General features: G+C 50.7%; 14 protein-coding genes. All 14 read right to left on the reverse strand.

The window, feature by feature from the left end; all coding sequences use genetic code 11:
• The 14 genes from GON22_RS20095 to GON22_RS20160 all read right to left on the reverse strand — a co-directional run bounded on the left by GON22_RS20095 (position 1) and on the right by GON22_RS20160 (position 14,168).
• Positions 1–2,274, reverse strand: a complete 2,274-nt coding sequence (locus tag GON22_RS20095) for an ABC transporter ATP-binding protein (RefSeq protein WP_160397902.1) — start codon at positions 2,272–2,274, stop codon at positions 1–3.
• Positions 2,267–2,710, reverse strand: coding sequence for a signal peptidase I (locus tag GON22_RS20100; RefSeq protein ID WP_160397903.1), 444 nt, complete (start codon positions 2,708–2,710; stop codon positions 2,267–2,269). Before GON22_RS20100 ends, GON22_RS20095 begins: the two co-directional genes overlap by 8 nt.
• On the reverse strand, positions 2,703–2,981 hold the full coding sequence (locus tag GON22_RS20105; RefSeq protein ID WP_160397904.1) for a PqqD family protein: 279 nt from the start codon (positions 2,979–2,981) through the stop codon (positions 2,703–2,705). The genes GON22_RS20100 and GON22_RS20105 overlap by 8 nt, the downstream gene beginning before the upstream one ends.
• Complete coding sequence (locus tag GON22_RS20110) at positions 2,978–3,766, reverse strand: hypothetical protein (protein WP_160397905.1); 789 nt, start codon at positions 3,764–3,766, stop codon at positions 2,978–2,980. The genes GON22_RS20105 and GON22_RS20110 overlap by 4 nt, the downstream gene beginning before the upstream one ends.
• 122 nt (positions 3,767–3,888) lie before the next feature.
• A complete protein-coding gene (locus GON22_RS20115) occupies positions 3,889–4,116 on the reverse strand; it encodes a hypothetical protein (protein WP_160397906.1) in 228 nt (75 codons plus the stop codon).
• Positions 4,117–4,334: 218 nt separating this feature from the next.
• Positions 4,335–5,312: an LCP family glycopolymer transferase gene (locus GON22_RS20120; protein WP_160397907.1), complete on the reverse strand. Its 978-nt coding sequence runs from the start codon at positions 5,310–5,312 to the stop codon at positions 4,335–4,337.
• On the reverse strand, positions 5,309–6,460 hold the full coding sequence (locus tag GON22_RS20125; protein ID WP_160397908.1) for a nucleotidyltransferase domain-containing protein: 1,152 nt from the start codon (positions 6,458–6,460) through the stop codon (positions 5,309–5,311). Before GON22_RS20125 ends, GON22_RS20120 begins: the two co-directional genes overlap by 4 nt.
• Positions 6,461–6,507: 47 nt before the next feature.
• Positions 6,508–7,845 carry a UDP-glucose dehydrogenase family protein gene (locus GON22_RS20130; RefSeq protein WP_160397909.1) on the reverse strand — a complete coding sequence of 446 codons (1,338 nt, stop codon included), beginning with the start codon at positions 7,843–7,845 and terminating at the stop codon, positions 6,508–6,510.
• Between the two features lie 214 nt (positions 7,846–8,059).
• On the reverse strand, positions 8,060–9,421 hold the full coding sequence (locus GON22_RS20135; protein WP_160397910.1) for a sugar phosphate nucleotidyltransferase: 1,362 nt from the start codon (positions 9,419–9,421) through the stop codon (positions 8,060–8,062).
• Complete coding sequence (gene rfbD, locus GON22_RS20140) at positions 9,387–10,286, reverse strand: dTDP-4-dehydrorhamnose reductase (protein ID WP_160397911.1); 900 nt, start codon at positions 10,284–10,286, stop codon at positions 9,387–9,389. Before rfbD ends, GON22_RS20135 begins: the two co-directional genes overlap by 35 nt.
• The gene (gene rfbB, locus GON22_RS20145) at positions 10,279–11,298 is read right to left on the reverse strand and encodes a dTDP-glucose 4,6-dehydratase (protein ID WP_160397912.1); all 1,020 of its coding nucleotides are present in this window, start codon (positions 11,296–11,298) and stop codon (positions 10,279–10,281) included. The genes rfbD and rfbB overlap by 8 nt, the downstream gene beginning before the upstream one ends.
• 21 nt (positions 11,299–11,319) lie before the next feature.
• Positions 11,320–11,865: a dTDP-4-dehydrorhamnose 3,5-epimerase gene (gene rfbC / locus GON22_RS20150; protein ID WP_160397913.1), complete on the reverse strand. Its 546-nt coding sequence runs from the start codon at positions 11,863–11,865 to the stop codon at positions 11,320–11,322.
• 18 nt (positions 11,866–11,883) lie between these two features.
• Positions 11,884–12,636, reverse strand: a complete 753-nt coding sequence (locus GON22_RS20155; protein ID WP_160397914.1) for a sugar phosphate nucleotidyltransferase — start codon at positions 12,634–12,636, stop codon at positions 11,884–11,886.
• On the reverse strand, positions 12,633–14,168 hold the full coding sequence (locus tag GON22_RS20160) for a lipopolysaccharide biosynthesis protein (RefSeq protein ID WP_160397915.1): 1,536 nt from the start codon (positions 14,166–14,168) through the stop codon (positions 12,633–12,635). The genes GON22_RS20155 and GON22_RS20160 overlap by 4 nt, the downstream gene beginning before the upstream one ends.
• Positions 14,169–14,182: the final 14 nt, after the last annotated feature.

Consider the following 14,182-nt stretch of genomic DNA (forward strand, 5'->3'; position numbering starts at 1 on the left):
CTACCCTACCTCCGATGGCACCGCATGCGTTAGTTGCTTCTGCGCTTCGACCAGCCTGTAATACGTTCCGCGACGTGCATAGAGTTCATCGTGCGGGCCTACTTCTGCAATTCGGCCCTGCTCAAGCACGACCAACCGATCCGCTCCCCTAAGCGTAGACAAACGATGCGCAATCGCAATCGTCGTTCGCCCTTGCACGAGCCGGGCAAGCGCTTCTTGGATCTCGCGCTCCGTCTCGGTATCGACCGAAGCTGTCGCCTCGTCGAGTATGAGCAGCCTCGGGTTGCGCAGCACCGCACGGGCGATCGCAATGCGCTGCTTCTCCCCGCCGGACAAGCGATGCCCGCGCTCGCCAACTTGCGTGTCGTAACCCTCCGGCAGGCGAGTAATAAACGCGTGTGCATTAGCGATGCGCGCCGCCTCCATAATTTGCTCGGGCGTAGCGCCAGCAACGCCATAAGCGATATTTTGGGCGATCGAGCCGTCGAATAGAAACGTCTCTTGCAGCACCACGCCGATGTGGCTGCGCAAGCTCTCCTGCTTCATATCCCGCAGATCGCAGCCGTCCAATGTAATTCGCCCTTGATCCGGATCGTAAAATCGGCAGATGAGATTAATCAGGGTCGACTTGCCTGCACCAGATGGCCCGACGAGGCCGATCATCTCGCCTGCGCGAATTGTCAGATCGATGCCGTGCAACACTTGGCGATCTTGCTCATAGCCGAATTGCACATCCTCCAGCCGAATTTCTCCCATAACCTCGTCTATAGCTACAGCATCCGGACGGTCTGCTACATCCACTGGCGCATCTATAATTTCGAATACGCGCTCACCCGAGCCGAGCACGCGATTGATCGTGCCGAGCGAAGAACCGAACCCTTGCACAGGACCTAGGAACATAATGATATAAGTCGTATATGCTGTCAGCGTACCGACAGTCATGTGCCCATCCAGTACAGCCCGGCCACCCGCGTACCATACGACAATGCCGAACAACGCAATAACCAGCGAAAGAATAGGCGATACGCTCATCCATAGATTGCTCATGGACACCATGCGTGAAATAAGATTCTGATTCGCCCGATCAAAGCGCTCGCGTTCCGTTTGTTCCTGCGCGAACGCTTTGATCACTCGAATGCCCTGCAGCGCTTCACCAATCACATTTTGCACGGTGATTGCTGCTTGCCATTGCGAATACCATAAAGAATTTAGCTTCGGCCATAGCCAGAAAAAGATGCCAGCCGCGATGGGCAGCGGGATAAGAATCATTAGGGTAATCTGCCAGTTCAGGATGAACAGCAAGCCTAGAATGCCCGTTGCCAGCACGATTTGCATCGCAATTTGGATCATGCCTGAGGTCAGGAAGTTTTTGAGTTCCTCCGTATCCCCTTGAATCCGCCCGATAAATTGCGACACTTGGCGCCGATCAAAAAAACGCATCGATAGCTTCATCAGAGCGCCAAACATATCCCGCCGGATATCGCCCATCAGTTGCCCGCCAATTCGGACGCCCAAGTAATTGTTGATCACTTGGATGCCTGAACTGAGAACATGCGCGACCGCCAAGCCAACCGTCAGCCAAACGATCGCCGAGCGGCTGCCCTCATCAGGAGAAGTCACCGCATCGATAATAAGTTTGATAAGATAAGCGGGAACGAGCTCAATCGAGATCGCGATGAGCACGAGTGCGCCGCTGTACATCATTGGCTTTCGGTAAGGCCTGCAATAAGCGACGATCCGACGCATCATGGCGAACTTGCTGCTGCAACGCATGCATTTGCGCCTGCCAGGGAGCGTGCGTTTCCCACAGCTCGCACAAACATGTTTCCCTTCTTGCGCTTGTCCTTGGCTATGCGCTGCCGAAGCAGCCCCTCGCTGCCTCTTCGTATCCTCGTGCTCTGGCTCCGCTTCGATCCACGCCTGAATCGCCGGCATCGCTTGGCGGAACGCTTCAATATAAGGAAGCGTAAACCGAGCCGCTTCCCGCTCGCCTTCTTGCGTCTGAAACACCAGCGCAGCGCCTCCGACGGCTTCCCGAATGCCCACGCCGCGTATCGTTGGTTTGGCGATCATGTGATACAACGTCCGCTGCTGCCCAATTACGAATAAGCCATCCTGCGTAAACACAACTTCACAGCTTTCAAATCGCAGCTGCTCATTCAGGTCTGCCTTAAGGCGCAGCCAACTGCTCTTCAGCACCTGCGCCAAATACTGGTCGCCAGCTTGAAGCTCCGAGCGCTTCCCAGCGCCGCGCCCGTGCCTTGTGCTACGCATGTCCCCACCTTCTTCGTATATACCGATTCATCAGGCCTGGCCACTTGGGCATATGCATCGCAAGCCAGCTGAATAACCTAAACTTCCAATTGTCTGCAGTTATCCATGCGCCATTGCGCTTCACCCCAACGAATCGGCCGATAATCCTTTTATAAGGAACGGGGTCGTCGCTAACGTAGCTCGTATCGCCTTTGAAAATATATTGCGTCTCGTTATCCTTCGCCACAATCGCCCGCAGGCGATGCGCAACCATCAATTCCTGCTGGGTAATGAACAAGCATACATCCCCAATTCGAAGCTCTTCTGGAGAAACTTTCACGAACGTACTTACATTCCCTTGCTGGATTAAGGGATACATGCTTATTCCGAAGGACGGAAGCTCGATTCGGCCGCGTTGGTCGATCCAGCCCGCCACGAGCGGAGCGATATCATGCATATTGCAACAGCCCTACTCCGATGAGCTCCGTTACAAACAATTCAATATCCTGCTCCACCATTACGCGGTCAACGCCATATTCCGCTACAATTTGGTCCGTCAGCTCCGGAATGGTTGGGTACTGCTCCAGCAACGACCAGATGCTGCCGCCCAGCTCGTTGAGCTTCGTAATGGAATGCGTCTCAATATTAAGCAGAACCCACTCCCCGTCCAGCTCTGCCGTCTCGATATTTTCTTGGCGTACTAAAGTTTGGTGTTGTAGCTTCGTCATGAGATTTGCCCCCAGAAGGTATCATTTTTTTGAAAATGCAATTGAAACGCTGGCACGCTTTCCGCTACTTGCTTGCACAATGCAATCAGCTTCGCCGTCTCAAGCCGGTTATGCTTCCAATAGAACACTTTATCCATCAGAAGCACGAGCGTATCGACCTTGCTGACGCTTATCCGAAACACCTGCTCCGACTGATTAAGAAAATGGATGCCGCCGAGCGGGCTCGCAAGCACCTCACACGGCTCCTCTAGATCGCTTCGAAGCGGCGAGTCATGTACGATGGCTGAGCCGTCATCATCGAACAGCAACAGCGTCGCTTCATCCGATAGTACGGGCCTTGGGATCGACAGCTCGGCTACCGTTGACTTGCCTGCTCCGGAATGCCCTGCGAACAGCCATGCTTTGCCATGCTCCACGATGCAGGAAGAATGGATAAGCAGCCCTTTGCGGCGGTGGACGAGCCATGCGCTGTACCAGTTGATAATGCCGTGCTTAATCGCAAGCTGGTCATAGACATGAAGAACTGCACGGCTATAATCATGCTTCACGCACAGCTTATAATCAGCCCTCGTATAAATAATAGCTTCTTCAGTTTCTTCAATCTCGGTAGGCCCATCGTCATACATCGTGCCATAAAAATCGTTTACCGTTATTTCTAGATCACATTCTGCTCCAAGCGCCATCTCAACCTTTCGGAACCGCTTCTCTACCCATTCTTGCAAATGGGAGGTCTGCAGGTTAAACCCTATCGTATGATCCGCAACTTTCACCGTTGAACGATACATATCGTAACCTCGCTTATATGTCGAATCTTATATTTTTAGTTGTTAGAATATTTCGTCTTTTAATATTAAATAGCAAAAGCGGACCTCTGCAGTCCGCTTTGCCGGTGCATTGCTTGATGCTGCTAGTGACCGTGTCCGCCGCCGCCTGGACCGCCGCCATACCCTGGGAACGAAGGACCAGAAGGTCCGCGGGGTCCGCCGCCATGCCCTGGTTTATGGAATATCCAGCAAATCAACGGCTTGAAATCCCAGCATTCACACCATTTGTAGAACCAGCTGTTGCTGATATTTGTCGTGCCGAATTCGACCGACTGATGCATCAGCATTCTCGGAGCCACATAGCTCTTCATAGAACCACCTCGCTTTCCTTAAATTTACGATACAAATTGTATCATGTCAAGCATAGATTAGCTCTAAGCTTGATATGAACCGGAGGTAACCTGCCCTTCTGTTAACTTCTGCTGGATGCTGTGCACACGATTGGCTTTTATATGATCCGAATAGGCCGGGAATGCCGTCGCTTCATTAACTAGTACATTCCGGCAGGCGGGAGTTCGATAACGAGAGATTAGGAGCCTGCACTTGTTGCGTCGGTCCCAACTGATGTTACAGGCGCTTGAAGCTGGTGAATTTTAAGCAATTGATGAATGCGTGCTTTCTCTGCATCGGCTACAAGCAGATACCAAATGCCATTGATCCGCTGGCCACTGCCGGCTATTTCTATCGTCTCAATCTTCTCAATATGCGACTGATAGTCCGTAGCGAACCGTTTCATATCGCCAAACGTGACGTTTGTTTTCACTTGTTGGCCAAGCTCAGCCAGCAGGTCATTCGCCTTAGTTAGGTTCGTAAACTTCAGCGCATCCTTCATCATGTTCTGAATGATGCTGCGCTGCCGCGCATTCCGCCCGAGATCGCCCCTAGGGTCATCATACCGCATACGGGAAAAAGCGAGCGCTTCCTCCCCATTAAGCGAAATCTTTCCCTTCTCAAAGTGATGCCCTATATAGTCGAAGCTGAATGGATTGTCGACTTCTACCCCGCCTAGCACATCGACGATACGCGAGAAGCCTTCCATATTCACCTTGACGTAATAATCGATTGGGTAATCGAGAAACTGCTCCACCGTTTGGAGAGACATACTGACACCGCCGAATGCGTACGCATGGTTGATTTTGTCCACGGTGCCATGCCCTACAATCTGCGTTCGCGTGTCCCTTGGAATATTGAACATCAGCAGGTCATGCTTCTGTGGATTGACGGATAGGACAATCATCGTATCCGACCGCCCCGCATCGTTCTTCCGTTCATCTACGCCAAGCACGAGGACGGTGAATGGGTCTTTATTGGCCGTTTCGGCCGGCTTCTTCGGCACTTCCTTATCCTTGCTGACATAAACCGGCTTGACGACTGGCTCATACATGTCATCTGCTGTGCTTTTGAAGGAGTGGTAGGCGTACCAGACGATCCCTGAAGCGATAAGAATCAACACGCCTAGGCTGATCGAAGCTGTAACTAGAATCCGCTTCTTTATAGAGGTTTTCATAATTGGGTTCGGCTCCTTGACTTCTCTTTGGCAGGGCTTAGCTTCAATAACAGCCGCATCCGATTGCGGTATATTCGTGCATATACGACAGCCAACGAAGGGCTCTGGCCTTCCTTGAGCTGATTCATTGCAAAGTCTCTTGGCGGCAACAGCATATAACGCAAATGAGCTAATCGATGTTTGTTCGAGTCATAGCTCACTGCTACCGACATTAAACGGAACATATAATAACGCCACTTCTTCTGCCCCTGCGCCATATCCCGTACGAGCTGCATGCTCCAGAACGGCCAATGGCGTGTTTTGGGCAGCGGCTTGTGAGCTTGTAACTGCGGGAATAGGCGGTAAACGAGAGATAGCACAATGAGAACCTTAGCGTAGTTGCCATCTTGTTTTGCTTTCTTGAATAACGCACCGTAATCAATTTGTTCCCCAATCCCATACACAAGATGGACGATATCATGGACTTGCTTCAGGGAAAGCATGTCGTGATTATAGCCATGCAGGCAAACATGATAGAACACATCCTGCGCCGCCATCTCTTTCACATGCTGGTAGCCCCGGAGCGGCAAAGCTCTGTCCCAACTGTCATCGACGGCTGTATCTGATATGTGGGACCGCAATATATTCCAATGGAGCTCCACTCCTAGGAAGGGAAACATCACATTATCGAACATTTTGTTATACAAAAAATGAAAATGCGAGCCATCATCCTCATCCTGCTTGCAGAATCCTTCCCGCTCCAAAAGCGCATGCGCTTCCTCTAGACGGTCAGGCCGCACAAGCAGGTCAACATCCGTCGTTGGCCTTGCGGCAAAATGGCCGAAGTACTGCTCCGCCAAACGAATGCCTTTCAATACAATGACGTCAATGCCAGCCTTGTCGAACACGCGCAGCAGCTTGTTCATCTCGCCGCGAATGAGCATATTCTGAAACAATATGGCATCGGCGCGCAGCTTAAGCTCCTTCATGAACCATTCGGGCAGCTCCTCGTGCAGTTCCTTCGAACGAATCAAATGATACAACTGGGAGAAGAACTGGAACCGTTCAACGTCCTGCCACACTTCTTCTAATTCTGGCACATCGCCGAACAGCGGACGCTGGCCTTCATATATACGGTTTAACAATGCAATGATCGGGCTAGTATCCATCTTCTCCTCCACAGCAGTTCATTTGGCGTTAACGTTCAACTGTTCTGTCAGAACAAGAGAACGGGATTTTGCTCACGGACACCTTGGCTTAAGCTTGGCCGCCCGACGGAATAATAAATGAAGGATGTCTGGGACAGCTCCTCCTCGCGGAATACGTTTCTGCCATCGATCAGAATCGGTTTGCGCAGCAGCCGCTCCAGCTCAGGCAGCGGAATTTCTGCAAACTCTTTCCACTCGGTCAACAGGCAGAGCGCATCAGCGCCACAGGCTGCCTCCTCCTTGCTTGCACAGTATTCCAAATTCGGATGCGCCAATGTTCGGCTGAAGTTCGCTGTAGCAATGGGATCATAGGCTTTCACCAACGCTCCCCGGTCCAGCAGTGCTTGAATAATTTCCATGGCAGGCGCATCGCGCACATCATCGGTTTCCGGCTTGAATGCCAAGCCCCAGATTGCGACCGTCGTATCCTTCAAGTTATCTAGAATCGCTTCCAGCTTGCGAATGACGTTATAGCGTTGATCCTGATTGACTTCGACAACCGATTTGAGCAGCTTAAACTCATAGTCAACATGGCCCGCGATTTGAATGAGTGCTTGGGTATCTTTAGGGAAGCAGGATCCCCCGTACCCGATGCCTGCTTTCAAGAACGAACGGCCGATCCGGTTATCGTATCCCATACCCTCGGCTACCTTCGTCACATCTGCCCCTACCTTCTCGCAAATGTTGGCGATCTCGTTAATAAACGATATCTTCGTCGCCAAGAAGGCATTAGAAGCATACTTAATCATCTCTGCACTGCGAATGTCCGTAACGAGAATATTGCTTGTTAGCGGTGCATGCAGCGCAGTGAGTTGTTCCCGCGCCAGATCGCTAGACGTTCCGATAACGATGCGATCTGGATGCAGCGTATCTTGAATGGCCGAGCCTTCACGCAGAAACTCAGGAACGGAAGCAACAGCGAATGGCTGCTCGGTGCAGTCCGCTATAATCGCTCCAATCTTCTCATTCGTGCCAACAGGAACGGTGCTTTTGGTTACGATGATGGTGTAGCCCTTCAAAGCCTCGCCAATTTCGCGCGCAGCCTGTTTAATATAGCTTAGATCCGCTTCTCCATTTGGCAGGGACGGTGTCCCCACCGCCAGAATGACGATATCAGCCAGGCGGACGGCATCGGCAAGATCAGTCGTGAACCTTAGCCTGCCGGCTGCTGTGTTCGTCTGGATAAGCTCTTTCAAGCCAGGCTCGTAGATCGGAACCTCTCCGCCGCGAAGCATCTCAATCTTCTCGCTCACTTTATCTACACAGACGACCTCATTGCCCTGATGTGCAAAGCAAACGCCAGATACTAGACCGACATATCCCGTGCCGATAACCGCCAGTTTCATCTCTCTACCACTCCTATTTTCTAAAAGGTGGTTTAAATGACGACACTTGATCACGATGTAATTCGAAGTAGAGCTCCGACGTCGAATCTCACACCAGATCTCGAACTCCGTTGCTCATTTAGGCTCCCCTAAACTCCGCTACTCGTTCTTCGGTCTGATGTGACCTTCTCGGTGCTGAAGAGTCGACATTTAAACTTTCATTTAATATTTATTATTAATGAACAAAGCTCAAAATCTCGGTCCATTCCATACTGAGCCGGACGATGTCCTCCTCAATCAGGTCACTGCCGCTCTGTACCTCAATCAGCTCCAAATCCGTAATGGCGCGGATGCTGTGCTTCATGCCTTCTGGCACGAGCACGACGTCGCCCGCCGTAATCCGGCGGTAGCTGCCATCCAATATAATCTCGCCTTCACCTGCGATAATCGTCCATACCTCACTGCGCTTAAGGTGATATTGATAGCTCAGGTTCCTCCCCGCAGTTATCGCAATCCGCTTCGTTAATACGTTTCGCCCATCGGCAACTTGCATGAAATCGATGACCTTGTATTGCCCCCAACGGCGTTCCTCGAACATTGGCCGCTGATTCCAGTCGCCCGACAGCTCTTTAATTCGCGGGCTATGCGATTTGTCAGAGACGAGAATGCCATCCGGGCTCGCTGCAACGACTACATTCGATAAGCCAATCACGGTAATCGGGATTTCCAGTTCATTAACGAGGTGAGTATTGTGGCTATCCTCCGTAACGGAGCCTTTGCCGTACACCGCGCTTTCCATCTCATCCGTCAGCGTGTTCCATGTCCCAAGATCACGCCATTGCCCGGAATATCGAGTCACAGCGATATGTGCCAGCTTCTCTACCACCTCGTAATCGAAGCTGTTCTTCGGCAAGCTCCGATATTGCCTACTCATCTCTTCATATTGAATAGGCAAATTTTTCTCGATTAGCAGATTAATAATCGTATCCAATCGAAACGCAAATACGCCGCAGTTCCATAAAGCCCCTTGTGCGATCAACGCTTCAGCTACTTCGGCACTCGGCTTCTCTTTGAAGCACTCCACGCGTTGGGCTGCCCCATGCTCCGCTCCTGAAGGAACGATGTATCCGAAGCTTTCCGAGGGAGAATCGGGAACAACGCCCATGAGCGCCAATTGTGCGCCAGTTTCCCTAATCGCATGCTCCAGCCCTTTCACATGCTCGAAGAAATCTCCACTTACGTATGGATCGACTGGCATGATCGCAACAACCTCATCCAGAGATACACCTTCTACGCTGTACAAATAAGTCGCTGCCAGCGCAATAGCCGGAAACGTATCTCTCCGCTCCGGCTCCACAATGATCGATGTTTCATTATTCAGTTGGCTCTCAAGCAGCTCGACTTGTGCCCTGCCTGTTGCAATATAACTGCTGCTGGATAAGCCCGCCGCGCCCAATTGGCGCCAAACGCGCTGTACCATCGATTCTGTCCCGCCATCCGGGTGCTGCAACAGCGGCAGAAATTGCTTGGAACGCATGTCATTCGAAAGCGGCCACAGCCGTTTACCCGATCCGCCCGATAGCAGTACGATTTTCATTGCTTTCACTCCCGTCGTTCAGTTCCGTTATAAACTGCTCTAGCGCCTCTTCCCAATGCCGCATCGCTGGGAAGCCGCCAAGCCTTAGCGACATATGGTCAAATACAGAGTAAGATGGCCGTTTGGCTGGGCGTACGAATTGCTCCGACGAGACAGCCGCCAACTCCACTTGAAGCCCCGCAAGACGGAAAATCGCTTCCGCGAATTCATGCCACGAGCAGCTTCCGCTATTGGATACATGGTAAGTCCCGTACCGCTCCGTTTCGATTAATCGGCCGATGCAAGCTGCCAAATCTTTCGTAAACGTCGGGCAGCCGACTTGATCGTTCACGACCGAGACGCTCCCCCGCTCCGCGCCAAGCTTCAGCATCGTTTTCACGAAGTTCGCGCCATGGGCTCCATAGACCCACGATGTACGCACGATATAATGGCGGGCGTGCAGCGTCTCGACGAAACGCTCGCCCATCCATTTGGATTTGCCGTACACATTGACAGGATCGATTGGCGAAAACTCGTCGTACGGGCGAAAGCCTTGGCCATTGAATACGTAGTCCGTGCTGACATAAACTAGCTTCGCACCGATTGAATGGGCAGCTGACGCGACGTTCGCTGTGCCATACCCGTTCACCATATACGCCTGATCCGGCTCATCTTCCGCTTGATCGACCTTCGTATACGCACCCGAATGAATGACAACATCTGGCTTTAATTCCCGCAGTACCTGCTGCACCTGGCGTTCTGAGGTTACATCGAAATCCGTCCGGCCAAGCCCATGCACTTCATGCCCCAACTCTGCTAAATGCTTAACAAGATCGACGCCCAACTGGCCGTTGGCGCCTGTCACGACAATCCGTTGTTTAGCCATACAGCGGCTCCCCATACTGCTTGCTGTAATAGTTCATGTAATCACCGGACTTGATGCTGCGCCACCAGCCCTCGTTCGCCAGATACCACTCAATCGTCTCCGCAATGCCCGTTGCAAACGTATAATCCGGCTTCCAGCCCAGCTTCTCAGTGAGCTTCGTCGGATCAATTGCATAACGGCGGTCATGGCCCAGGCGGTCTGTTACGTATTTGATCTGCTCCTCCGATTTGCCTAGCTTCGCAAGGATGAGCTTCACGATCTCAATGTTCGTCCGCTCGTTATGGCCGCCGATGTTGTACACCTCGCCAGGCTCGCCTTTATGAATAACAAGGTCAATCGCTTTAGCATGGTCTTGCACATGCAGCCAATCGCGCACATTCAAGCCATCGCCGTATACTGGCAACTGCAAGCCATCGAGCGCATTCGTAATCATGAGCGGAATCAATTTTTCTGGAAAATGGTACGGTCCATAGTTGTTAGAGCAGCGTGTAATATTCACATTCATGCCATATGTTTCGTGGTACGCCTTTACTAGCAGATCCGCTCCCGCTTTGCTTGCAGAGTAAGGGCTATTCGGCGCTATGGGCGTCTCTTCCGTAAAGTAGCCCGTCTCGCCGAGCGATCCGTATACTTCATCCGTCGAGATTTGCACATATTTGCGGATGCCCTTGGCACGGGCTGCGTCCAGCAGCACCTGCGTCCCGATCACATTCGTCCGTACAAAGACGCCTGGGTCCGTAATGCTTCGGTCGACATGGGACTCGGCTGCGAAGTTAACCAGCACATCGATCTCATGTTCATCCAGCAATTGCGCAATGAGTGCCGCATCGGCGATATCGCCTTTGACAAAACGGTAATGCCCATTGCCTTCAACGTCCTTCAAATTTTCCAAATTGCCTGCGTAGGTCAAGCTATCGAGATTGACCACTCTATAATCCGGGTGCGCCTCGAGCATATATCGAACGAAATTGCTTCCGATAAAGCCCGCTCCGCCAGTTACTAATAGATTCATATGTAAACCGCTCCTTTGGGATTAGAAGTAAATGCCCGCCTCACGAATGCCAGGATGCACCTTGTCTTTATCCGAGAGAATGACGCGATCCGTCGGCCATTCAATGCCGATGTCTGGGTCGTTCCAGAGCAGCCCGCGATCATGCTCCGCCGAATAATATTCATCGACCTTATATAGCACCTGCGTATTAGGCGTTAGCGTGCAGAACCCATGCGCGAACCCTTGTGGGACAAGGAGCTGGCGCTTATTCGACTCGCTCAGGATAACGCCTACCCATTGGCCGTAAGTCGAGGAACTCTTGCGCAGATCGACCGCCACATCGTAAATCGCGCCTGCCACGACACGCACCAGCTTCGTCTGTGCCTTCGGCGCAAGCTGAAAGTGCAGCCCTCTTACCGTTCCAGCCTCCGAGGACAAGGAATGGTTATCCTGCACAAACTTGTAGTCAATTCCGGCAGCATGGAACTTCTCCTTGTTGTAGCTCTCCGTAAAAAAGCCCCGATGATCGCCGAATACATTCGTCTCGATCAACAGGACTCCGTCTAGTTTCGTATGGGTTATTTTCATAATAAGTTACGCTCTCCCCTATTGAACAGCCACAGGCTGGCGGCCGAAATCCAAATCGAATTGCTCGTTGCGCAGCAGCTCATTCGCCTTGTTCCACGACTCATGCGTTCCCGCATCCGTCCACCAGCCGCTGAGCACGTCATACGTCAACAAGCCGCGTTCGATATACGCATTGTTCACATCTGTGATCTCTAGCTCGCCGCGCCCCGATGGCTTCAGCGTCTTCACAATATCGAACACTTGCGCATCGTACATGTAAATCCCCGTGACCGCGAAATTGCTTTTCGGCTGCTTTGGCTTCTCTTCGATCGAACGAATTTGTGTGCCATCCAGCTCAGCAACGCCATAACGTTCTGGATCATGCACTTCTTTGATCAATATTTTGGCGCCAGCGCCTTGCCGCCTGAAATTCTCAACGTATTGGGAAATATCATCGGAGAAAATGTTGTCTCCCAAAATAACAGCGATCGGCTCGTCATGTACAAAGCTGCGCGCCAAGCCAAGCGCCTGCGCGATGCCGCCTGCTTGGTCCTGCACCTTATACGAGAAGCTCACGCCGAACTCATAACCGCTGCCCAAAAGATTAACGACATCGCCCATATGGTCACGTCCCGTGACAATGAGGATGTCGTCAATGCCGGCTTGTTTTAGTTTGTGAATCGAATGGTAAATCATCGGGTATGGCCCCACCGGCAATAAATGCTTGTTCGTTACCTTCGTCAATGGGTAAAGACGCGATCCTGTTCCGCCTGCAAGTATAATTCCTTTCATTTCTCAACACTCCTTAGTCTATTTTGGGCATTTCGCCTCAACAGTTTACTTAGATTTATTTCTTTCACTAGGCTAAGCCCAATCAGATAAATGATCGTAAATGAGCAGCCGCAAACGATAAGATTTACAATATCAACAGCGCCTAAATAGAAGCGAATAAAGTATGTACAGATAGCCGCAAGCATACTGGAGGCAAAGATGCTCATTAGCGATTTCACATTCATTTTCCATTGTATGGTTCTCGATGAAAACAAATAAACGCAAACCGGATAGACGGTCAGGCTAATCGTACTTGCAATCGCCGCCCCTTGATAAGAGTATTTCGGAATGAGCAGGATGTTCAGCCCGACATTAACAACCACACAGCAGATAACAAACGTTAGCATCGTTCTCGTTTTATTCTTAATTTCAAACCCTTTGTGGCCATACATGCCGAAGTTCCACATAATGAGGCCAAACATCATATAGGGCAATATGGATGAACCAGCTTGATACTCATCTCCAAGCAAGAAAGAAGTAACATCGGATCGAACGACAGTCAAATAGATAAATATCGGGAAAATAATTAACAGGTATACCTTCGAAAAAACAGATATGATTCGTTGAATTTCCTTATCGTCCGACGTTGTCGCCGTATTCATAATAATTGGATGGGCTGCCATTAATAACGGTGTGCAAAACAGGCCAATAGAAGCCGATACGACCGAATAGGTCGCCGTATAAATCCCTACTTCTTGGGAGCTGTGATAAAAACCAAGCATATAACGGTCAACAAGGTTTAATAGCGAGTTTCCAATAAACCATCCAATCATAGGGAAGCCATACTGAACAAACGTTTTGATAAACTGTTTGTTTTGGGCAGTTAACCTGAATCTGAAAAGGGATCGATAGCCGGTTGTTCTCATCATTGGCACGAGTACAATCAGTTGAGCGAGCAGAATGCCAAGAAAGATGCTATCTGTGCTTTTGTGCACGAAGAATACGATTAATAGCGAAAGTGCAGATTTTAACAGGGCATTCATCAAATTAAACCGCCGATACTCGCCTGCCCTGTAGTCGGATTGAAGAATGGTCGACATCAGGACGAAGAGCATCTGGGTGATAACAATTAAAATGACTGTCACATATAAAATCCGGTTTAACCCAAACAGCAAATTAGAAATTGGAGCTAGCAATAAAAGCACTAATGCGCCATACGCCATCATTGCCAGCAAGGATTGAAGGTTGCTATCAAATTCTAGCAGCCCATTATTCTCCTTATAGACAGGGCGATATCTCTGAATGGATTGCTGTATCCACTGCGTAATTAGCGTAGAGACGAACAGTATTGTGCTCAGTATAACCGCATATTGGCCATAGTCAGAAGGATCGAATATTCTTGTGAATACAATAATATTCGCCATTCCTAGTACGGCAGGAATTATGATGGCGGGACCATATACAAACACATCTTTTTTTAATTTTGCTGACACTTTTTGTACGACGGACGGTGGCTGGGCCACCGCTGAAGCGGAGCTCGTGTTATTTTGCAAGTGACGCACCTTCA

Origin of the sequence: Paenibacillus sp. MMS18-CY102 (genome assembly GCF_009789195.1) — a bacterium.
Lineage (GTDB): Bacteria > Bacillota > Bacilli > Paenibacillales > Paenibacillaceae > Paenibacillus_T.

Coding starts and splice junctions, on each gene's coding strand:
- GON22_RS20115 (WP_160397906.1), bottom strand. CDS start 4,116: ATGAAGAGCTATGTGGCTCCGAGAATGCTGATGCATCAGTCGGTCGAA.
- GON22_RS20110 (WP_160397905.1), bottom strand. CDS start 3,766: ATGTATCGTTCAACGGTGAAAGTTGCGGATCATACGATAGGGTTTAAC.
- GON22_RS20120 (WP_160397907.1), bottom strand. CDS start 5,312: ATGAAAACCTCTATAAAGAAGCGGATTCTAGTTACAGCTTCGATCAGC.
- GON22_RS20095 (WP_160397902.1), bottom strand. CDS start 2,274: ATGCGTAGCACAAGGCACGGGCGCGGCGCTGGGAAGCGCTCGGAGCTT.
- GON22_RS20155 (WP_160397914.1), bottom strand. CDS start 12,636: ATGAAAGGAATTATACTTGCAGGCGGAACAGGATCGCGTCTTTACCCA.
- GON22_RS20100 (WP_160397903.1), bottom strand. CDS start 2,710: ATGCATGATATCGCTCCGCTCGTGGCGGGCTGGATCGACCAACGCGGC.
- GON22_RS20105 (WP_160397904.1), bottom strand. CDS start 2,981: ATGACGAAGCTACAACACCAAACTTTAGTACGCCAAGAAAATATCGAG.
- GON22_RS20125 (WP_160397908.1), bottom strand. CDS start 6,460: ATGGATACTAGCCCGATCATTGCATTGTTAAACCGTATATATGAAGGC.
- GON22_RS20135 (WP_160397910.1), bottom strand. CDS start 9,421: ATGAAAATCGTACTGCTATCGGGCGGATCGGGTAAACGGCTGTGGCCG.
- rfbD (WP_160397911.1), bottom strand. CDS start 10,286: ATGGCTAAACAACGGATTGTCGTGACAGGCGCCAACGGCCAGTTGGGC.
- GON22_RS20130 (WP_160397909.1), bottom strand. CDS start 7,845: ATGAAACTGGCGGTTATCGGCACGGGATATGTCGGTCTAGTATCTGGC.
- rfbB (WP_160397912.1), bottom strand. CDS start 11,298: ATGAATCTATTAGTAACTGGCGGAGCGGGCTTTATCGGAAGCAATTTC.
- rfbC (WP_160397913.1), bottom strand. CDS start 11,865: ATGAAAATAACCCATACGAAACTAGACGGAGTCCTGTTGATCGAGACG.